This is a genomic window from Pantoea sp. SO10, from assembly GCF_005281435.1.
Lineage (GTDB): Bacteria > Pseudomonadota > Gammaproteobacteria > Enterobacterales > Enterobacteriaceae > Pantoea > Pantoea leporis.
Genome location: NZ_CP040095.1, coordinates 3,656,499 through 3,677,606, shown reverse-complemented (window position 1 = coordinate 3,677,606; position 21,108 = coordinate 3,656,499). Strand labels below are relative to the sequence as shown.

Annotated in this window: 14 protein-coding genes; 5 read left to right on the top strand and 9 right to left on the bottom strand. The window is 54.2% G+C overall.

Annotated features, from left to right (window positions below; translation table 11 throughout):
- Positions 1-108: 108 nt before the first annotated feature.
- Together exuR and FCN45_RS16865 are read right to left on the bottom strand one after the other, a co-directional pair.
- Positions 109-882: a transcriptional regulator ExuR gene (gene exuR / locus FCN45_RS16870; RefSeq protein ID WP_008103503.1), complete on the bottom strand. Its 774-nt coding sequence runs from the start codon at positions 880-882 to the stop codon at positions 109-111.
- Positions 883-970: 88 nt separating this feature from the next.
- Positions 971-2,272 carry an MFS transporter gene (locus tag FCN45_RS16865; RefSeq protein WP_101762910.1) on the bottom strand — a complete coding sequence of 434 codons (1,302 nt, stop codon included), beginning with the start codon at positions 2,270-2,272 and terminating at the stop codon, positions 971-973.
- Positions 2,273-2,645: 373 nt separating this feature from the next.
- Between FCN45_RS16865 and uxaC the strand changes: the two genes are divergently transcribed.
- Genes uxaC through FCN45_RS16850 form a run of 3 tightly spaced genes read left to right on the top strand, consistent with a single transcriptional unit; the run spans position 2,646 to position 7,007 of the window.
- Complete coding sequence (gene uxaC, locus FCN45_RS16860) at positions 2,646-4,061, top strand: glucuronate isomerase (protein ID WP_137386578.1); 1,416 nt, start codon at positions 2,646-2,648, stop codon at positions 4,059-4,061.
- A 2-nt stretch (positions 4,062-4,063) separates the two neighbouring features.
- Positions 4,064-5,512 carry a tagaturonate reductase gene (locus tag FCN45_RS16855; RefSeq protein WP_137386577.1) on the top strand — a complete coding sequence of 483 codons (1,449 nt, stop codon included), beginning with the start codon at positions 4,064-4,066 and terminating at the stop codon, positions 5,510-5,512.
- Between the two features lie 4 nt (positions 5,513-5,516).
- Positions 5,517-7,007: a UxaA family hydrolase gene (locus FCN45_RS16850; RefSeq protein ID WP_137386576.1), complete on the top strand. Its 1,491-nt coding sequence runs from the start codon at positions 5,517-5,519 to the stop codon at positions 7,005-7,007.
- Positions 7,008-7,048: 41 nt separating this feature from the next.
- On the opposite strand, the gene sstT is transcribed toward FCN45_RS16850, so the two are convergent.
- The 3 genes from sstT to FCN45_RS16835 all read right to left on the bottom strand — a co-directional run bounded on the left by sstT (position 7,049) and on the right by FCN45_RS16835 (position 10,758).
- On the bottom strand, positions 7,049-8,296 hold the full coding sequence (gene sstT, locus FCN45_RS16845; RefSeq protein ID WP_101762914.1) for a serine/threonine transporter SstT: 1,248 nt from the start codon (positions 8,294-8,296) through the stop codon (positions 7,049-7,051).
- 232 nt (positions 8,297-8,528) lie between these two features.
- Positions 8,529-9,500 (bottom strand): TerC family protein, encoded by a 972-nt coding sequence (locus FCN45_RS16840; RefSeq protein WP_008103489.1) that lies wholly within the window; start codon positions 9,498-9,500, stop codon positions 8,529-8,531.
- A gap of 271 nt (positions 9,501-9,771) precedes the next feature.
- Positions 9,772-10,758: a Gfo/Idh/MocA family protein gene (locus FCN45_RS16835; protein WP_137386913.1), complete on the bottom strand. Its 987-nt coding sequence runs from the start codon at positions 10,756-10,758 to the stop codon at positions 9,772-9,774.
- Positions 10,759-10,897: 139 nt separating this feature from the next.
- Here FCN45_RS16835 and FCN45_RS16830 point away from each other — a divergent pair, with 139 nt between their 5' ends.
- Positions 10,898-12,586 (top strand): chloride channel protein, encoded by a 1,689-nt coding sequence (locus FCN45_RS16830; protein ID WP_137386575.1) that lies wholly within the window; start codon positions 10,898-10,900, stop codon positions 12,584-12,586.
- On the opposite strand, the gene FCN45_RS16825 is transcribed toward FCN45_RS16830, so the two are convergent.
- Complete coding sequence (locus FCN45_RS16825; RefSeq protein WP_101762916.1) at positions 12,583-13,083, bottom strand: M48 family metallopeptidase; 501 nt, start codon at positions 13,081-13,083, stop codon at positions 12,583-12,585. The two genes, FCN45_RS16830 and FCN45_RS16825, sit on opposite strands and share 4 nt — an antisense overlap.
- An 81-nt stretch (positions 13,084-13,164) precedes the next feature.
- On the opposite strand from FCN45_RS16825, the gene rlmG reads away from it, so the two are divergent.
- Positions 13,165-14,283: a 23S rRNA (guanine(1835)-N(2))-methyltransferase RlmG gene (rlmG, locus tag FCN45_RS16820; RefSeq protein WP_137386574.1), complete on the top strand. Its 1,119-nt coding sequence runs from the start codon at positions 13,165-13,167 to the stop codon at positions 14,281-14,283.
- Here the strand turns inward: rlmG and FCN45_RS16815 are convergent, their stop codons facing one another.
- From FCN45_RS16815 to FCN45_RS16805, 3 genes are all read right to left on the bottom strand, one after another.
- On the bottom strand, positions 14,284-16,287 hold the full coding sequence (locus FCN45_RS16815) for an NADPH-dependent 2,4-dienoyl-CoA reductase (RefSeq protein ID WP_137386573.1): 2,004 nt from the start codon (positions 16,285-16,287) through the stop codon (positions 14,284-14,286).
- Positions 16,288-16,609: 322 nt separating this feature from the next.
- The gene (locus FCN45_RS16810) at positions 16,610-17,233 is read right to left on the bottom strand and encodes a response regulator transcription factor (protein ID WP_137386572.1); all 624 of its coding nucleotides are present in this window, start codon (positions 17,231-17,233) and stop codon (positions 16,610-16,612) included.
- A 99-nt stretch (positions 17,234-17,332) separates the two neighbouring features.
- Positions 17,333-20,965 carry an ATP-binding protein gene (locus FCN45_RS16805; protein WP_137386571.1) on the bottom strand — a complete coding sequence of 1,211 codons (3,633 nt, stop codon included), beginning with the start codon at positions 20,963-20,965 and terminating at the stop codon, positions 17,333-17,335.
- Positions 20,966-21,108 lie beyond the last annotated feature (143 nt).

Genomic DNA, 21,108 nt, shown 5'->3' with positions numbered 1-21,108 from the left:
GGAGTTTTACCTTTAGACGCAGGTGGTCAAAAGGAGCTTTACATGAGCTGACACTATTGCAGACTAACTGACTTTTTCAGCAACAAAACGCCTGAAAAATAAGCAGGATCAGCGTGGATTTTCGCTACCTTCAGGCAGGATGACCGGATTTTCAGCAAACATGTAACGATCAACGTTAAATTCGAAATCGTCGGTGGTGGCGTTAAACAGCATCTGCTTAGTATTTTCCAGATGCTGCCACATTGCCAGCTTACTGGCGGCGGGATCTTTGCGGATCAGGGCTTTGAGGATCTGGTCGTGATCGTCACACCAGCTGGTGATATTTTTGGCATCAATATGTTCGTGCAGCTTTAACCAGTAAGGATTGTGCAGACGGTGCAGCCACATCTTCTCGACAATCGCTGCTAAGGCGCTGTTCTGCGTCGATTGCGCAATGCGCACGTGAAACTCCATATCCCACGCCGAATCGCGCGAATGATCTTCCTGACGCGCTTTCTCCTGAATCGCCATCAATGCCACGATATCCTGGCGTGTCACCTGCGTGGCGGCAAACTCAGCCACGTTGCTTTCAATCAGCTGGCGCGCCTGCAATAACTCGAAGGGGCCAAAATTAGCGAACTCCAGCTGGCTGGACGTTACCACGCGGTTCTGCTGCTGGCTGCTGATGACGTGAATGCCGGAACCTTTCCGCACCTCCACGTAACCTTCCACTTCCAGCATGATGATCGCTTCACGCACCACGGTACGGCTTACCTGCATCTCCTCCGCAATCAGACGCTCGGCAGGCAGTTTGTCGCCGACCCGGTAGTCGGCAGCTTCAATGCGGCGTTTGAGTTCGCTGGCGAGCTGTTGATAGAGGCGTCGTGATTCGGTCAGGTCCATTGCGCGGTCCGCTGTGGGAGAAAGTTGAGTTGTTATACCACTTCAGCCGCACAGAGGAAATGGGCTGGCCGATGCCAGCCCGGAAAGGTTAGGTGCGCACTGCAGCGGACTGCACCGCAGGCTGATCGTCGAGTTCAGAAACCGGCTGGTTTTTCAGCACCGTCCAAATAACCACCGCGCCTAACAGATCAAACACCGCCAGCGCCGCAAACAGCGGGCTGAAGCCCAGCGTATCGGCCAGCGCACCGACCACCAACGCAAACAGGGTGCTCGCCGTCCAGGCCGCCATGCCGGTTAAGCCGTTGGCGGTAGCCACTTCGTTACGGCCAAATACATCCGAAGAGAGCGTGATTAGCGCGCCTGAAAGCGCCTGATGGGCAAAACCACCGACACACAACAACCCAATCGCCACATACGGGCTGGTGAACAACCCGATGGTGCCTGGCGCAATCATTAACACCGCGCCCATGGTCACCACCAGTTTGCGTGAGACGATGAGATTGACGCCAAACCAGCGCTGAAACAGCGGCGGCAAGTAGCCCCCGACGATGCAGCCGAGATCGGCGAACAACATTGGCATCCAGGCAAACATGGCGATCTCTTTCAGGTTGAAGCCGTACACCTTAAACATAAACAACGGGATCCACGCGTTAAACGTTCCCCACGCGGGTTCGGCGAGGAAACGCGGCAGCGCAATGCCCCAGAACTGGCGATTGCGCAGGATCTGGCGTGCCGACATCTTCTTATTATTACCGGTTTGATGCTGCAACTCCTGGCCGGCAATGATGTAGTGACGCTCCTCATCGCTCAGCTTGGTTTGTTGTTTAGGATGCTTATAAAACACCAGCCAGCACAGGGCCCATACCATGCTCAGCACGCCAGTAATAATGAACGCCATTTGCCAGCTGTGCGCCATGATCGCCCACACCACCAGCGGCGGCGCCAGCATTGCGCCAATTGACGAGCCCACGTTGAAATAGCCCACCGCCACCGAACGCTCTTTGGCAGGGAACCATTCGCTACTGGCTTTCAGGCCTGCGGGAATCATTGCTGCTTCAGCGGCACCCACCGCGCCGCGTGCCAGCGCAAAGCCGCCCCAGCTGCCCGCCATCGCGGTTGCCGCACAGAAGATTGCCCACAGCACGGCAAACACCGCATAACCAATTTTGGTGCCGAGCATGTCCAGCACATAACCGGCTACCGGCTGCATGATGGTGTAGCACGCCGAGTAGGCGGCGACGATATAAGAATATTGTTGCGTGGTGATACCCAACTGCGTTTCCAGCGTGGGCGCAGCGACGGCAATGGTATTGCGCGTCAGGTAACCGAGCACGGTGCCCAGCGTCACCAGCCCAATCATGTACCAGCGTAGCCCTTTGATCTTACGCATTATTAACCTCGTCCAGTCTGTCGTTGCGGTTTTACCGCTGTAGTTATCTGGAGCGGGAAGACGTGAACAGTGCTGTTCACTCCCGCTGTTCCTTGCCTGTGCCATTAATCCCGTTAGCAACGGAGCGAGAGGTTAACTTGTTATACCTCTTTAAAAGTTGAATGCCATCACATAAACCTTGTGGCGAGTGTGTGTTAGAGCGAAAGATCGTTAAAACAGCCATTTAACGCATTATCCGCAACATAATCGTCCATATACCCACAGTGAAACTGTCATTATTGTGAGTCGGATCGCAAATAATTTTGCCGCCCGTTTAAATTGGTATGATAACTTTTAGTTAAAAGCCATCTGGCTACAAAATGAGGAAGCAGGTATGTCGCGTTTTATGAGTGAGGATTTTCTACTCGACACAGAGTTCGCCCGTCGTCTGTACCACGACTACGCTAAAGACCAGCCGATTTTCGACTATCACTGTCACTTACCGCCGCAGCAGATTGCCGATAATTACCGCTTCACCAACCTCTATGACATCTGGCTGAAAGGCGATCACTACAAATGGCGTGCGATGCGCGCTAACGGCGTGCCGGAAGCGTTATGCACCGGCGATGCCAGCGATCGTGAGAAATTTAACGCCTGGGCGCGTACCGTGCCGCATACCATCGGCAATCCGCTCTATCATTGGACGCACCTCGAATTGCGCCGGCCTTTTGGCATCACCGATGTGCTGCTGAATGAGCAGAGCGCAGATCGCATCTGGCAGCAGTGCAATGAACTGCTGGCGCAGGACGCCTTCAGCGCGCGCGGCATCATGCAGCAGATGAAGGTGAAAATGGTCGGCACCACCGACGATCCGCTCGACGACTTACAGCATCACCGCAAGCTGGCGCAGGACAGCAGCTTTGACGTCAAAGTGCTGCCGAGCTGGCGTCCAGACAAAGCCTTTAACATTGAGCTGGAGAGTTTCCTACCGTGGATTCAGCGCTTAGCGCAGGTCGCGGATGTTAACGTGCAGCGCTTTGACGATCTGCGCCGCGCCTTAAGCCAGCGACTCGATCACTTCGCCGCGCATGGCTGCAAAATTTCCGATCACGCGCTGGATGTGGTGGTGTTTGCGGAAGCGGATGACGCCACGCTGGATGGCATTCTAGCGCGTCGACTGCAAGGTGCAGCGCCTTCCGCTGAAGAGGCGGCCCAGTTTAAAACCGCCGTGCTGGTGTGGCTCGGCAGCGAATATGCGCGTCGCGGCTGGGCGCAGCAGTATCACATTGGCGCGCTACGCAACGCCAATCGCCGCCAGTTCGATATCCTCGGGCCGGATGTAGGCTTCGATTCGATTAACGATGCGCCGTTGGCGATTCCGCTGGCGCGTCTGCTGGATGCGCAAAACCGCAATAACGCGCTGCCCAAAACCATTCTTTACTGCCTCAACCCGCGCGACAACGAAGTGCTGGCGACCATGGCAGGCAATTTCCAGGGTGAAGGCGAACCCGGCAAGATGCAGTTTGGTTCGGCGTGGTGGTTTAACGATCAGCTGGATGGCATGCAGCGGCAGATGACGCAGCTGGCGCAAATCGGCCTGCTGAGCCGCTTTGTCGGCATGCTAACCGACAGCCGCAGCTTCCTCTCTTACACGCGTCATGAATATTTCCGTCGTCTGTTGTGCCAGATGATCGGCAATTGGGTGGCGCGGGGCGAAGCGCCTGAAGACGAGGCGTTGTTAGGGCAGATGGTACAGAACATCAGTTTCAACAATGCGCGCGATTACTTCGGTATTGAGCTGGGAGCCTGATAATGCAGCGACTCAACCGTCACGATTTTCCTGGCGCGCACTACAGCGAGCGCGTTATCCAGTTTGGTGAAGGCAACTTCCTGCGCGCCTTTATCGACTGGCAGCTCGACTGGCTTAATCAGCATCACAATACCGATGCGGGCGTGGTGGTGGTGCGGCCGCGCAACCGCGTGGTGGAAGAGACACTGAATCAGCAAGATGGCTTATACACCACGCTGATTCGCGGACTCAATGCGGCGGGTGAGCAGGTGAGTGAAGCCCGCCTGATCCGCAGCGTGAATCGTGAAATCCAGCCGTATCAGCAGTTTGATGCGTTTCTCGCGCTGGCACGCGCACCGCAGATGCGCTTTGTCTTCTCTAATACCACAGAAGCCGGCATTGCCTTTGCGGAGCAGGATCGGCTGGACGACACGCCCGCCTCATCCTTCCCCGGCAAGCTGACGCAGCTGCTGTGGGCGCGCTTCAACCATTTTGCCGGTGCCAGTGATAAAGGTTGGCTGGTGGTGCCCTGTGAACTGATCGATTACAACGGCGACACGCTGCGTGAGCTGGTGCTGCGCTACAGCCAGCATTGGCAGCTGCCGCCGGCGTTTGCCCGCTGGGTGCAGGATCACTGCGCGTTCTACAACACGCTGGTGGATCGCATTGTCACCGGTTATCCCGCGGATAGCGCGGCGATCGAAGCGTCATTAGGCTACGAAGATCGCTATCTGGTGGCGGGCGAAGTCTATTACCAGTTTGTGATTCAGGGACCAAATGCACTGGCGCAGGAGCTGCAGCTGCACACGCTGGCACCGGAAGTGAAGCTGGTGGACGACATCACACCGTACAAAGCGCAAAAGGTGGCGATCCTTAACGGCGCGCACACTGCGCTGGTACCGGTGGCGTTTCAGGCCGGGCTGGAGAGCGTGGGAGAGGCGATGGATGATGCGCAGATGGCCGGCTTTGTCGATGCGCTGCTGCGCGATGAGGTCATTCCCACGCTGGATCTGCCGCGCGACGAGCTGCACGCCTTTGCCGACGCGGTGCAGCGTCGCTTCCGCAATCCCTTTATCCGCCATGCGTTGCTCTCCATCGCCCTTAACGGCATGACCAAATTCCGCACCCGTTTGCTGCCGCAATTGTTGTTGTCGCAGCAGCAAAACGGGCAATGGCCTGTGCGGCTGACCTTCGCCTTTGCCGCGCTGCTGGCCTTTTATCGTGGTGCAGAGGGCAAACGTCACTGGCCGCTGCAGGACGACGAACAGTGGCTGCAGCGTTTCGCTGAACTGTGGTCAGCAGTAAATAACGATAAACAGACTCCAGAACAGTTGGTGCGTGCGGTACTCAGCGACGCCAATCACTGGGGCGAAGATCTCACTCAGCAGCCCGGATTAGTGGCTGCGGTCAGCCAACACCTGCAAAACATCATCGTCCACGGGATGCGGACGGCGTTGACACAACTGAGATAACGCTATGCAAGATGCCATTAGAATCCATTCACGCGACAACGTTGCTGTGGCGTTGCGCGATTTGCCAGCCAATACCCAGGTCGAAATCAATCAACAGGCGATCATCTTGCAGCAGGAGGTTGGACGCGGCCATAAGTTTGCGCTGCAGCCTTTAGCCACCGACGCGCTGGTGATCAAATACGGTTTGCCGATCGCGCACGCCACTCAACCGATTGCGGCCGGCGAGATCATTCACTCCAGCAATGCGCGCACCAACCTAAGCGACGTGGATGAGTACGACTATCAACCCGATTTTCTCGATCTGCCGCCGCAAGCTGGCGATCGCGACGTGCAGATTTATCGTCGCGCCAGCGGGGAAGTGGGCATCCGTAATGAGTTATGGATCCTGCCCACCGTGGGCTGCGTCAACGGCATCGCGCGGCAAATCCTGACGCGCTTTATGAAAGAGACCAATGACGCCGAAGGCATTGATGGCGTGCATCTGTTCAGCCATCCGTTTGGCTGTTCGCAGCTTGGGCAGGATCACGAGAACACCCGCACCATGCTGCAGAACATGGTGCGCCATCCCAATGCCGGCGCGGTGCTGGTGATTGGGCTTGGCTGCGAGAACAATCAGGTTGATGTGTTTCGTGAAACGCTTGGTGGCTTCGATAGCGATCGCGTGCAGTTCATGGAGTGCCAGAAGCAGGATGATGAAGTGGAAGCGGGGCTGGAACGTCTGCACGAACTCTATCGTGCCATGCGCGCGGATCAGCGTCAGCCGGGCAAACTCAGCGAGCTAAAGTTTGGTCTGGAGTGCGGGGGTTCGGATGGTTTTTCCGGCATCACCGCCAATCCTATGCTGGGCTGTTTCTCTGACCAGATGATTGCCAACGGCGGCACCACGGTGCTGACCGAAGTGCCAGAGATGTTTGGCGCTGAGCGCATTTTGATGAGCCGCTGCCGCGATGAAGCCACCTTTGAAAAAACCGTGGCGATGATAAATGACTTCAAGCGCTACTTTATCGATCACCAGCAGCCGATTTATGAGAATCCATCACCCGGCAACAAAGCGGGCGGCATCACCACGCTGGAGGAGAAGTCGCTCGGCTGCACGCAAAAGGCCGGACAAAGTCAGGTGGTGGATGTGCTGAAGTACGGTGAGCGCCTGCATACACCGGGACTGAATCTGTTAAGTGCGCCGGGCAACGATGCGGTTGCAACCAGCGCGCTGGCGGGCGCGGGCTGTCATATGGTGCTGTTTACCACCGGACGCGGCACGCCGTACGGCGGTTTTGTGCCGACGGTGAAGATCGCCACCAATACGCAGCTCGCCGAGAAGAAGCCGCACTGGATCGATTTTAATGCCGGGCGTTTGCTTGAAGGAATGAGTATGGCGGAGATGCTGGCGGACTTCGTCGATATGATTGTGGCGATTGCCAATGGCCAACCCGCGCGCAACGAAACTAATGATTTTCGCGAGTTAGCCATCTTTAAAAGCGGTGTAACCTTGTAAAACCAGGTCGCCATGGATGGCGACCTATTCAAAACCTTACCTTACTCCGATTCTGACACCGTACGACGCGGCTGGCGCTCGGCTTCGGCCTGGCATACGGCCGCGGTAAACAGAATATCCGTCGAGGAGTTCAGCGCGGTCTCGGCGGAATCCTGCAGCACGCCAATAATAAAGCCCACCGCCACTACCTGCATCGCCAAATCATTCGGAATACCAAACATGTTGCAGGCTACCGGGATCAGCAGCAGCGAACCGCCGGCCACACCGGATGCACCACAAGCACATAGCGACGCCACCAGACTCAACAGAATGGCGGTTGGAACATCCACCGCAATACCCAGCGTATGTACTGCCGCCAGCGTCAACACCGTGATGGTGATGGATGCGCCAGCCATGCTGATGGTGGCACCCAGCGGGATCGACACGGAATACGTGTCTTCATCCAGATTGAGACGTTTCGCCAGCGCCATATTGACCGGAATGTTAGCCGCTGAACTGCGGGTGAAGAACGCGGTGACGCCACTTTCACGCATGCAGGTAAACACCAGCGGATACGGGTTGCGGCGAATCTTCTGGAACACCAGCATTGGGTTGATTACCAGCGCCATAATCAGCATGCAGCCGAGCAGCAGCGCCAGCAGATTGGCGTATTCCCACAGCGCGTCAAAGCCGGTTGAGGCGAGAATAGAGGCCACCAGACCAAAAATTCCCAGCGGCGCACAGCGGATCACACAGCGCACGACCCAGGTCGCGGCATTGGACGCGTCGTTAAGAAACGCTTTGCTGCTTGGGCTGGCATGACGAAACGCCAGCCCCAATCCCAGCGCCCACACCAAAATACCGATGTAGTTGGCGTTCATCAGCGCTTCAATCGGGTTCGACACCATGCTCATCAGCAAACCGTGCAGCACTTCGGTAATACCCGACGGCGGCGTAATTTGCGTGGCGCCGACGTTCATCGACAGCGTCTGAGGGAACAGATGGCTGAAGATCACCGCCACAACCGCAGCAAAGAACGTGCTGAGCAGATACAGCATGATAATCGGGCGGATATTGGTTTTCTGTCCCTGCTGATGGTTAGCGATCGAAGATATTACCAGCACCAAAACCAACAGCGGCGCGACGGCTTTTAGCGCACGCACGAACAGCTCACCCAGCAAGCCAACGGCCAGTGCGGCATCGCGTGAGAACCACGCCAGCGCCACGCCCGCCACCAGGCCGATCATGATTTGTTTTACCAGGCTTCCTGCGAACAGTGCGCCCAGACGTCCAATAAAGTTGTTTTGCATATCACAGTCTTTTTATATTCGCGGTCATGAGTATTGTGCGCGGTTCCACCACGCACAACGGTTTGCCCGGCGGAGTATAAGGAAAAGAGCTTATGAGGAAAGAGATAATTCTGTGCATGCGCAGCAGATCGGTTTTTTGATCTGCTGATGATGGGAAGTGTGACAGATATATAAAAGGTGAAGGTTGCCACTGGCGAAACAAAGCAGGGGCGATTAGCGCCCCTGCAGAAGATTATGGTGAGATCTTCTTCTGGTCGTTTCTGTGGTTTACCCAGGCGTTGATCAGCAGCGTACCGCCGAGAATTACACCCACCACCGTCAGCGAGATGCCGACGGGAATGTGATAGAACTCGACAATCAGCATTTTGATACCGATAAACACCAGCACAATCGCCAGGCCATATTTCAGCATCGAGAAACGCTCCGCGACGTTAGCCAGCAGGAAGTACATGGCGCGCAGGCCAAGAATCGCGAACAGGTTGGAAGTCAGCACAATGAACGGATCGGTGGTCACCGCGAAGATTGCGGGAATGCTGTCCACGGCGAAAATCACATCGCTTAGTTCAACCATGATCAGCACCAGCAGCAGCGGCGTAGCAAACAGCACACCGTTTTTGCGGGTGAAGAACTTCTCTCCGTCCAGACTATCGGTCATGCGCAGATGTTTGCGCAGCCAGCGTACCACCGGCTTGTCACCCACCGTGCTGTCATCTTCCTCTTTCGCCAGCGCCATTTTCAGGCCGGTAAACAGCAGGAAGGCGCCGAACACGTATAGGATCCAGCTGAACTGAGTAACCAAATAGCTGCCAGCGAAGATCATGATGGTACGCAGCACAATCGCGCCCAATACGCCATAAATCAGCACGCGGCGCTGTAGGTTGGCCGGTACAGCGAAGTAACTAAACAGCATCAGCCAGACAAAAACGTTATCCACCGCCAGCGCTTTCTCTAAAACGTAGCCAGTGAGGAAAGCGAGGGTTTGCGCGGTGGCGACTTCACGTCCGGCGGTACCGTCGAGATACCACCAGAAGGCGGCGCTGAACAGCAGTGAAACTGACACCCAAATCAGCGACCAGACCGCTGCTTGTTTGAATGACATGGTTTGTGCGCCACGGCGGCCCTGTAACAGCAGGTCGATCGCCAGCATGATGAGCACTACGACAGCGAAGCTGCCCCAAAGTAACGGTGTGCCAACTGAGTGCATAGTCGTATCCTTTTCCAGAAATAAAAAAGCGGCTGAAGTCAAAAGACGTCAGCCGCTTTGATCGTGCTGCAAGCAAACCTCGCCTTCCGGCAAGGTCTCACTTACAACTCAGAATAGATTCCGGGTTGCCTGACGACCGGATGCGTAACGCATATTGCATGGCGCATCGTAATGACGATCAATCAGCGTAGAAGTTACTCCCCTTTGCAGCGCTAAACATACGGAGTTCGATAATCGCTTTCAAGAGGGCTCTGGAAATGTTTTGCAATATTTACACTTCAGCCTGATCCGCCGGGAATACCACGCCGGTCTGGCGACGGATTTCCGTGAGCAACTGTGCCGTGATGCGCGAGTTTTCTAAGGCCGCATGCTCAACTTCACCGGCTTCCACCAATTTGGCGAAGGTTTCGGCTTCATACAGCATGGTATTGATGTGCTGCGGCTGCGTCAGGTTTTGGCTCTCGCCACCGCGCGGGATAAAGCGCAGTTGCTGGCACTCGGAGATCTTTTCAATCACCAGCGATCCCGCTTCGCCCTGAATTTCACTCGGGATCAGTGAATCGCTGACCTTTGAGTGCAGCAGCGTGACATCAAAATCGCCGTAGCCCAGCACCACCACGCCATGCGCATCAACGCCACTTTCCAGCAGAGAAGCTTGCGCCTTGACCTGCTGTGGCGCACCCCACAAGGTGACAGCGGCGGCGAGGCAGTAAAAGCCGATATCCATCATCGAGCCATTCGACCAGCGAGGATTAAAGGTATTCGGGTTCTCGCCATCCAGATAGCGCTGATAACGCGAAGAATACTGGCAGTAGTTGATCAAGGCTTTACGCAGTTTGCCCAATTGCGGTAGCGTTTTTTGCAGTTGCAGGAAGGTGGGCAGGCTGGCGGTTTTAAAGGCTTCGAACAGCACCACCTGATGCTGGCGCGCGCAGGCAATCATCGCCTCGGCTTCACGCAGATTAGACGCCATCGGCTTCTCGCAAATCACATGCTTACCGTGCGACATAAACAGTATCGCCTGCTCACTGTGCAGCGCATTTGGACTGGCGATATACACCGCATCGATCTCACTGCTGGCGGCAAGTTCATCCAGAGAGGTGAAGGTCAGCTTGCAGGGATAATCCACCACAAACGCGTCGGCCTGCTGCTGACTACGCGAATAGACGCCGCTCAGCTTCATCTTGCCGGTTTCATGCGCGGCGTCGATAAACTGGCGGGTAATCCAGTTGGTTCCCACGATGGCGAAACGAATCACGTGCTGCTCTCCTGCTAAAGTAAAACGGCAGAGTAACATGTTCATCTGAGCGCCAGGCAGGCGAAATTTGATCCTGAGATCCGCATTCCAATATGATGATGCCGCACAACTTTTTAACCGACTTAGCGGGGACGCGCGGGTGAGTGGAAGTAAACATGCTCTGAACTGGACCACATTACTGATTGCCATCCCCGTTGGATGTGTGGCCTCGCTGGTGACGCTGGCCTTTCGCGGCGTAATTGAATTGATCAACCATCTGCTGTTCAACAGTGACAGTGAAATCACCGTGGCGATGCATGTCTGGCCGTGGATCTTCTGGCCGCTGCTGGTGGGCGCGGGCGGCGTATTGGCCGGTTTTTTCCTGCGCTATGCGGTGGCGATTGAGAAACAGGAAACGGTGCAGACCGATTATCTGGAGGTGATCAACGCGCGGCTCGATGCGGTACCAACCAAAACCTCGCTGTTCCGTGCGCTGTCATCGATGGCCAGCATCGGCAGTGGCGCGTCGATTGGTAAAGAGGGGCCGATGGTGCAGCTATCGGCGCTGAGCGGCAGTTTAATCGGGCGCTGGCTGCCGAAATCGCTGAATCTGCGTAACAGCGATATCGTGGCGATGGCCGCTGCTGCCGGGCTTTCATCGGTGTATCACGCCCCGTTGGCGTCGGCGATATTTGTCGCGGAGATCGCTTTTGGCATCTCGGCGCTACAACGCTTGATTCCGCTAATTGTCTCGTCGGCGGTGGCGGTGATGACCATGTGGTCGCTGGGTTTTCGCAGCGCACTATATCCGTTATCCGAAGCGCTATTCCAGATGGATATCAGCAGTTTGCTGATGACGTTGCTGATTGGTTTTGTCGCCGGTATCGCCGGCTGGCTGCTGATCAAACTGATTGCGCGCAGCAAGGCGCTGTTTGGCCGCGTGCGTTCGCTGCCGCTGCGGCTCGGCGCCGGTGGATTAGCGGTGGGCTTTTTGGCGCTGATCTCCACCGATATTCTCGGTAACGGTTACGAAGTGATCGTGAAAATCATTGATGGCCAATATCTACTGATGGGATTACTGGGATTGCTGGTGCTCAAAACGCTGGCGACCACGCTGTCGGTGGGTTCCAATGCGGTGGGCGGGCTGTTTACCCCTTCCTTATTGATCGGCGCACTGCTCGGCGTGGCGCTGGCGCAAATGGGTGTGATGCTGCATTTACCGGTCGGCAATACTTTGCTGTATGCGGCCATCGGCATGGCGGCGGTGCTGGCGGCGGTCAGCCAGGCACCGTTAATGGCGATGCTGATGGTGCTTGAGATGACGCTGAATAGCAGCCTGTTGTTCCCGATTATGATCGCGTCAGTGCTGGCCTCGATGGTGGTGTATCGCCTGCAATCGTCCAGCACTTATCCGGTGGTGAGCAGCCATTTCAGTCGTTCCGAAGCCAAGTATGATTTCGATAACATGCGTGTCGATCAGTTGATCATTCCCGGCGCGGCGTTGCAGCCAGAAGAGTCAGTAGGGCAGGCGCTGGCGGTGAGCTCGCTCAAGCGGGAACGTTATGTCTATGTGATTAATAGTGAAGGGCAATTTCTCGGCGTGGTGTCGATACACGATATCTCACGCAAGGTGTTGTCGCAGGAGATCACGCTGCATTCGCCAGTCAGTAGCGTGATGGACAATAACTTTCCCTGCATTTATCAGAATCAAAGCATGCGCGAAGGTTGGGAAGCCTTTGCCCGCGTCACGCTTGAACGCCTGCCGGTGCTAAATAATCCGCAGGAGCGCCGTTTTATGGGCGCACTGACCAAAACCAGCCTGATCCAAAAAGCGCAGGAGTTTCTTTAAGCTGCGTTGCCGCGCATCGCCTGATCGGTCATCCACAAGCGGGCGTCAAATTCGAGCTGATGATAATCCGGTTCCATGTGGCAGCAGAGTTGGTAAAACGCTTTGTCGTGCTCTTTCTCTTTCAGGTGCGCCAGCTCGTGCACCACGATCATGCGCAAAAACGCTTCCGGTGCGAGGCGGAAGAAAGTGGAGATGCGAATCTCCGCTTTGGCTTTTAGATTGCCGCCTTGCACGCGCGAAATCGCCGTATGCAGCCCCAACGCGTGCTTCATCACCTTGATTTTATTGTCCCAAATCACTTTGCTCACCGGCGGTGCGCTGCGCATATAGCGGTTTTTCAGCGCCTGCGTGTAATCATAGAGCGCGCGGTCGCTGACGATATTGTGCGTATCGGGATAGCGTTGCTGGAGAAAGGCACCTAAGCGCTCATGTTCGATCAGCGTCTGAACCTGCTCGAGGATGTTTTCAGGGTAGCCCTGCAGATAGATTAATGACATTGGGATTCCCGGCGAAAGACAGTATACTGCGCCCCCTTTTTAGGGCGAAAATCGCGCAAAGTGTACCACGCCGGAGATTCCATGAGCCAACTTGAACTGACCAATCGCACGCTGACGCTGCACCGCTTCCCGCCAATGCGTGAGGAAAGCCCGCTACAGGCGTGGGATTCCGCCGATGAATACCTGTTGCAGCAAGCGCTGCCCGAGGGACCGGTTTTGGTGTTCAACGACAGCTTTGGTGCGCTGACTTGCGGGTTGGGTGCACGTCCCGTGTGGCACGTCAGCGATTCGCTGCTGAGCGAACAGGCGGCTAGACAGAACCTGCGACTCAATGAGATGGATGAAGATCAGGTGCATTTTCTCGATAGCCTGGCACCATTGCCGGCCGCACCGGCGGTGGTGATGATCAAAATCCCCAAAGCGCTGGCGCTGCTCGAGCATCAACTGCGTGCACTGCGCGAAGTGGTGACGCCAGACACGCTGATTCTGGCGGCGGCGAAAGCCAAAGATATTCACAACTCCACGCTGCAACTGTTCGAGCGCATCCTCGGCGAGAGCAAAACCTCGCTGGCGTGGAAAAAAGCGCGTCTGATTTACAGCCGCTTCACTGCGCCGCAATTAGCGGATCAGCCCGCCACCACCGTTTGGCCGCTGGATGATTCTGAGTACCAGATCCACAATCACGCCAACGTGTTTTCCCGCGCGTCGCTGGATGTGGGCGCACGCTTCTTTATGCAGCATCTGCCTTTTGACATTGAAGGGGAGATTCTCGATCTGGGTTGTGGCAATGGCGTGATTGGCTTGCTGGCGCTGGAACAGAACCCAAACGCGGACGTGCTGTTTTATGATGAATCCTACATGGCGGTGGCATCAAGCAAACTGAACGTGGAAGTGAACCGTCCGCAAGATATGGCGCGCTGTCAGTTTCGCGTTAACAACGTGCTGAGTGGCTTCCCGTCCGATCGCCTGCACGCGGTGCTGTGCAATCCGCCATTCCACCAGCAGCACGCGGTGACCGATCATCTGGCATGGCAAATGCTGCGTGATGCGAAACGCTGCCTGCAGTATGGCGGCGAGTTGCGCATCGTCGGCAACCGCCACCTCGGTTATCACGTCAAAATGAAAAAGCTGTTTGGCAACTGCGAGCTGGTGGCGTCCAACGCCAAGTTCGTGGTACTGCGTTCGGTCAAACTGCGCTAATTACACACTCAGCGCCAGTTCGGTCGCCTGAGCGATGGCGCGGCGAGCATCCAGCTCCTGCGCCACATCCGCACCCCCAATCACACGTACGGATTTGCCACGCGCGCTGAGCTGATCCGCCAGCAGGCGCAGCGGTTCCTGCCCGGCACAAATCACCACGTTATCCACCGCCAGCGTCATCGCTTCGCCCTGATGACGCAGATGTAATCCAGCATCATCAATCTGCAAATATTCGACGTCGCCCCACATCTGCACGCCGTGCGCCTGCAAGCTGGCGCGGTGGATCCAGCCGGTGGTTTTCGCTAAGCCTGCGCCCGGCTTGCCGGATTTGCGCTGCAGCAACCAGATTTGCCGATCGGCGGGCTGTGGCTGTGGCACCATCAAACCGCCTCGCGCCTGCAGGCTGCGATCGATGCCCCAGCTTTGGTAGAAATCGTCATGGTTGGTTTGATGCAGCAGAAACTCGGCGGTATCAAAACCAATGCCGCCCGCGCCGATAATCGCCACGCGTTTTCCCACCGGTTTTTTATCGCGAATCACATCAAGGTAGCTCAGCACGCTGGGATGATCGATGCCAGGAATCGTCAGCTGGCGCGGCAAGATACCGGTTGCGATGATCACTTCGTCAGCGGCTGCCAGTTCGTCGGCGCTGACGCGATGTTCCGTTTTAATCGTTACGCCTGCGGCAGCAAGTTGGTGACGGAAATAGCGCAGCGTTTCACTGAATTCGGCTTTGCCGGGAATCTGCCGGGCGATATTAAACTGCCCACCAATTTGCGCATCGGCCTCGTAAAGCGTGACCTGATGGCCGCGCTGCGCCGCCTGCAGCGCGAACGCCATACCCGCGGGCCCCGCGCCCACCACCGCCAGCTGTTTCGGCTGCTTGGTGGCGATCACCGGCATCAGCGTTTCGTGGCAGGCGCGCGGATTCACCAGACAAGAGGTGATTTTGCCGACAAAGATTTGATCGAGACAGGCCTGATTACAGGCAATGCAGGTGTTGATGGCATCGGGCTGGCCGGTTTCGGCTTTACGGACGAAAGCCGCATCGGCGAGGAAAGGGCGCGCCATCGAGACCATATCAGCGATGCCATCACGCAAAAGCTGTTCAGCTACATCGGGATGGTTGATGCGATTGGTGGCGATGACCGGCACCGATACGCGCTCGCGCAGGTGCTGCGTGACCCAGGCAAAACCAGCACGCGGCACGCAGGTGGCGATGGTGGGAATACGCGCTTCATGCCAGCCAATGCCGCTGTTAAACAGCGTAACGCCGCACTGCTCCAGCGCTTGCGCCAGTGAAAGCGTCTCTTCCAGCGAGCTGCCGTTATTGACCAAATCGAGCATCGACAGGCGGAAGATAATGATGAAGTCGCGGCCGACGGCATCACGCACCGCTTGCGTCACCGCTAACGCAAAGCGCTGGCGTCGCGTCACATCGCCGCCCCAGTCATCCTCACGCTGATTGGTGTGCGCCACCAGAAACTGGTTAATCAGATAACCTTCCGAGCCCATGATCTCCACGCCGTCATAGCCGGCCTGTTGCGCCAGTTTGGCGCAGTGCGCGAAGTCCTGAAAGGTTTGCTGAATATCAGCATCGCTGAGCGCTTGTGGCGTAAAAGGATTGATCGGCGCCTGTAATGCCGATGGGGCAACCAGGTCACGCTGATAGCTGTAGCGCCCGGCATGCAGAATTTGCAGCGCGATTTTCCCGCCTTCTGCATGCACCGCATCGGTGATGATACGGTGCCAGTTGCACTGACTTTCCTGGTTGAGGATCGCTCCGCCTTGTGCCACCACGCCTTGCGGATTGGGCGCGATACCGCCAGTGACAATCAGCGCCACGCCTTCACGCGCGCGCTCAGCGTAAAAAGCGGCCAGGCGCTCTGCGCCCTCGGCGTGTTCTTCCAGTCCGGTATGCATCGAACCCATCAGAAAACGATTTTTAAGCTGGGTGAAACCCAGATCCAGCGGGGCGAACAGGTGGGCATAATGCTCAGACATAATCACATACTCAGAGAGTGGTCGGATGAGTGAACTCTAGCGGGATTTTGCAGGGAAGGAAGTGTGTGGCGTTCAGCCTGTGAGAAGTATCAAAAAAAAGCAGGGCGGTAAGTCGCAGACGAAAGTATCGGACTTCTTTCGGCAGGCACGGGAAGAAACCTACTCGCCCTGTAATAGCATGAAGAAGGGGCTAATAAATTAGCTCTGTGGTTATTAATTCCTTTATAACTCAATCTTTTTAGAAACTGTCCGGGGTTAGGACAAGGCATATCATGCCACGCCATAACGTTATTAATCAGCAAGACTAGTCTTGATTTTTCTTTCAACAAGCCCCATTGCGACGTGCAAGTTCGATGATATCAACCAGGTTTTTTGACTCGAGTTTTTGGAATATATTTGTTTTATAAGTGCTGATTGTTTTATTATTTAATCCCAATTCGCAAGCGATGGTTTTATTGGACTTCCCCTGTGCGAGCTGTCGCAAAATTAAATTTTCACGGTCAGTCAGGCGAGAAAGCATATCTTGCTCATTCGCATAACGCTGACGTTTATCCAGAATGTCGCCCGGTAGATAATTCACATTATTAGAAACGCAGCCAATGGCGGCGATCAGTGTTTGAATGGGATCGTAAGTTGACACGAACCCATTCGCACCCTGGCTAAGTGACTGTATGGAAAGGTGGTTATTGCCATCCTGACTAATCAGTATGACTTTCATCCACGTCTTTGATTTGACGATATCGCGTAAAAATGCGATGCCATTTTTTTCTTTAAAGTCAGGATCTAATATTAGTATGTCGATGTGGTGATGAATGATATCATCAATACCATCGTTAATTGTGTGCGCAGTAGTGACACAATTAAAGCCATTCATTAATAATAAAGCCTGCACGCCGGCGGCAACCAAACGATGCTCATCAACGATGAGAATTTTTGCATTAAACATATCTCTCCCTTTAACGGCACCGTAATGATGACGTTGACGGCCATTATGTCCGCCAGATTAATAGGGCGAACCGAGAAATGTCTCGATAAGATTATGATTCTATAAATCTTGATGATTTTTCAGGCGATGTTTCTCAAATTCTTGCAAGGATTCATTAACACGTTTCATTTCCTCGACAATCTGCTGAATTAACGCTTGCGGATCGAGGGCTTCCTCGCGGTGTTTCTCCAACTTGCGGCCCAGTTCAGTCAACGTTGGAGCATTTAGCATTGCTGCTCCTCCTTTTAATTTGTGACCCAGCTGTGACAGGGCGCTGGCATCATCGGTTTGCTGAAGTGATACCAACAACTCATCGTGGCTGGTTCGTATGCTGTTGAGTAACACCAGACAACCTTCACTATCCTGTTCGGCCAATTGTGTTAACAGCTGTGGGAAGGAGGAGATACTCGCTGCCGGCGGGGCCTGGATTTCGGGTTTTATGGCGCTGCGCCGGGTACAACGTGCAACCTGAGCAAGTAAGCTCTCTAAATCCAGCGGCTTGAAAAGACAATCGTTCATTCCCGCCTGAAGGCAGCGTTGCATAATATGCTGCTCAGCCGATGCAGTCAGGCCGAATAGCATGATCGGTGTTAACTGATGCTCATGCTCGTATAGACGCAGCGCTTCAGCGAACTGAAAGCCGTTCATGCCCGGCATATTACAGTCTGTGATGATGAGGTCGAAACGTAATGGATCCTGCTGCCATAACGTCAGTGCTTCTGCCGCACTTTCACTCACCATGACTTGATGGCCAGCCAGTTCAAGCTGTTTCCCAAGCAGTAATCGGTTGGGTGCATGATCGTCGATGATCATCACGGAGAGCTTGTCGGAGATCAGCGGCTGCGACAAATGAGGCTGTGTTTGATCCTGCGGTTCACCGGGCAAGGCACGGAAATAAAAAGAGAACACCGCGCCTTCCCCTGGCGCACTTTCCACAATCAGCTCACCATCCAGTAAATGCGCCAGATTACGACAAATGCTTAATCCTAATCCGGTGCCAATTTGCTGTTGCTGACGATCGCCCACCTGCACAAAAGGTTCGAAGATGGCGTGCTGTTGGTCTTCCGTCATGCCACAACCTTGATCGCTAACTTCGATCACGAATTCACAACCGTCCTCCTCCTGCGCAATGCCCTGCATGAGCACAACAGTGACAGTGCCGTAATCGGAAAACTTAATGGCGTTGCTCAATAGGTTGGAGAGAATTTGATTCAGCATCAATGGGTCTGTCTTCACCCAGTAAGCAGCAATATCCATCTCTACCCGCAGTTCAAGTCCCTTAATCTCTGCTTTATTACGAAATAGCGTAACCGCTTGATCGAGAACATCAGGAAGGTAGACCGTTTCTAACGTTGGTTGATAAAGGCCGGACTCGATTTTCGACAAATCGAGAATATCGCCAATCAATGACAGCAACGCGCGTGCCGAATGGTACGCAACACGGATGTTCTCTGAGAGTGAATCAGCCGGTTGCAAGCGAGTTTCGAGCTCCAGTAAGCCAATCATGGCATGCAGTGGCGTGCGGATTTCATGGCTCATGCTGGCAAGAAATTCACTTTTGGAGCGGTTGGCTTTATCAGCCACATCTTTGGCGAGTTGTAACTCCTGCAGCAGCGCATTGCGTTCAGTGACATCCAGCCAGCCCCCAATAACACCTGCGACATCACCGTGCCGATCGCGAAACGGCAGTATCCAGTGATAAAGCTGGAATGTCCGCTGTTCAAAATCCATGTGTATATCGCGCATGACGGCTTCGCCATCCAGTAAGGTTTTTTGATAGCCATCTTCAATACTGTGAATACTGGCGTTATTGCCAGTGAGAACGTCCGACAGTCGTTTACCGATGACATCTTCTCGCTGGAAATCCATAAAACGTAGGTAGGCATTGTTGCAATCCACTAATCGGGTTTGTTTATCGCGGATATACATTGCAACGGGCGAGTCATTGAAGAGTGTATGGGTAAAATTGAGCTGATTTTTCAATGCATTTTCAGCCTGAATACGCTGCTGAATAACCTTCCGCAGATGACGGTTCCACAGCAAAATAAGGGCTATCAATCCGGCCGAGACGGACACGATCAGCAAGATAACTTGTTTGTAACTCTGCCATGAAGCACTGAGGAACGGCATCTCTGACTGACGCCAATGTGCCAGCAACTTGAACATGGTTTCGGGAGGAATCGCGATCAAGGCTTTATTGAGAATGCTAATCAGCGTTTCATTACCGGGTTCAACACGCATGACAAAACGTGCCGGGTCTGCACCCAACGTGGTTTCAATAATCAGGTCATCTGCGTAGTGGTTGTGGAGCAGATAATCCACAAAAATCTTTGGCATCACTACCGCATCGATTTCATGCGCCTGCAATTCACGCAAGGCCTGCAAAGGATCATTGATATAGGCGAGGTTCAGATGGGGATAATGTAGAAGCATCCAATCCTTCATCTGCCGATTGTTCAGCATGAGAGCCGAGCCAAAGGGAAAAGGATCCCGAGCCATAATATTCCGAGGGCGTTTATGGCGAATAATGACCCAGTGTGAAACCAGCCATGGGCGGGTTATTAACTGAGGTGGCATATCCGGGTTAAGCATCTCAAGCGCATACAGATGTGGAAAATGCTTATCGGTTTGGTTACGTCCACTTTCTTCCTGAACTTCTGAATTAAATGTAATGCCACTTTGGTTGGCTATCAGATCTAAAACATCAATGATCATGCCGCGAAACGGCATGCTTCCGTTGCGACTGCTGAGTGGAGCGAGGGTTTGCGGTAGGGCGGTGTTAATACGCGGGTGTGCCTGTAGCCATTTCTCCTCTTCATGCTTGAGTGCAAGCGGATTACGCTGCAGCACATGGTACGTATCCAGTTGCCAGCGCTTCGCTATCTGCATGCGAATTGAGAGAGGAATTTGTGTTAAGGCAAAATTAATCGCTTCGGCAAGTTGTGGATGACGCGGGCTAATGCCAAAGCTGAAATTCATCGGAATAGCGTGGTCATCTTTGGTTATATCCAGCGCATTTGCGAACATGAAGCGATTTAGGTGCGTAAGTGTGGCGGCATTGCCCCATACACGCTCTGTTTGGCCAAATACTGTTGCTGCGACAGCATCGTAGTAACCAGGAAAGCGAACTAAAAGGTCGCTCTTAAAAGTCTCTTCTAAATGTGCACGCATCAACGCTGAACCAGACCAGGCCATGCGATTGGGTTCATCAATTTTTAATGGAGCGTTCTGCCCAGACTTAAAACCGATCGCTGCATAATCCAGCATCCAGGGGTCGCTGGCGATCAAGGTTTGCGCCTCTGCTACTGAGGATTGCTCCACATAGATCGCTAATAGTTGCATTTCTCCGCTGGTTACGGCTTCCTGGGCCGCGCTATGGCTGGCGTAATAATGGATTTCTATTGTGGTATCCAGCATATTCTGAATCAGAGAGAGATAATCCGCACTTACGCCTTCGAATCGTCGCGTATCCATATCCATAAAAAGGGGCGGTTGTGGTTGCCCAGCGACAGCAACTTTGAGAACGTGATGACGAAACTCTGAAGAGATAGGTTCAGCCAGTTGTAAAGCAGGTTGAGCTACATCATATCGCGCCAGTAATTGCAGTTTTTTCTCTGATGCTATTAATGAACATGAAACTAAAGCCAGAAAAAATAAGGCCAACAAACGAAAAGTAGTAAGGTTAATTAGCACGCTGCCTTCTTAAGGTATCCATTAATATCTATTAGGACCAGGGATTATAAAGATATTATTATCTTTCGCTCGTTCTATTCTTTTACTGTTAAAATTTTGCGACCATTCTCAAATGTTTGATTTTTAGCGAAAGAGAGAGGGTG

What these genes read in the sequence shown, in the direction of transcription:
- FCN45_RS16850 (WP_137386576.1), top strand. Translation starts at nt 5,517, where the DNA reads ATGCAAGATGCCATTAGAATCCATTCACGCGACAACGTTGCTGTGGCG.
- FCN45_RS16815 (WP_137386573.1), bottom strand. Translation starts at nt 16,287, where the DNA reads ATGTCTGAGCATTATGCCCACCTGTTCGCCCCGCTGGATCTGGGTTTC.
- FCN45_RS16825 (WP_101762916.1), bottom strand. Translation starts at nt 13,083, where the DNA reads ATGTCATTAATCTATCTGCAGGGCTACCCTGAAAACATCCTCGAGCAG.
- FCN45_RS16855 (WP_137386577.1), top strand. Translation starts at nt 4,064, where the DNA reads ATGCAGCGACTCAACCGTCACGATTTTCCTGGCGCGCACTACAGCGAG.
- exuR (WP_008103503.1), bottom strand. Translation starts at nt 882, where the DNA reads ATGGACCTGACCGAATCACGACGCCTCTATCAACAGCTCGCCAGCGAA.
- FCN45_RS16810 (WP_137386572.1), bottom strand. Translation starts at nt 17,233, where the DNA reads ATGTTTAATGCAAAAATTCTCATCGTTGATGAGCATCGTTTGGTTGCC.
- FCN45_RS16865 (WP_101762910.1), bottom strand. Translation starts at nt 2,272, where the DNA reads ATGCGTAAGATCAAAGGGCTACGCTGGTACATGATTGGGCTGGTGACG.
- uxaC (WP_137386578.1), top strand. Translation starts at nt 2,646, where the DNA reads ATGTCGCGTTTTATGAGTGAGGATTTTCTACTCGACACAGAGTTCGCC.
- sstT (WP_101762914.1), bottom strand. Translation starts at nt 8,296, where the DNA reads ATGCAAAACAACTTTATTGGACGTCTGGGCGCACTGTTCGCAGGAAGC.
- rlmG (WP_137386574.1), top strand. Translation starts at nt 13,165, where the DNA reads ATGAGCCAACTTGAACTGACCAATCGCACGCTGACGCTGCACCGCTTC.
- FCN45_RS16840 (WP_008103489.1), bottom strand. Translation starts at nt 9,500, where the DNA reads ATGCACTCAGTTGGCACACCGTTACTTTGGGGCAGCTTCGCTGTCGTA.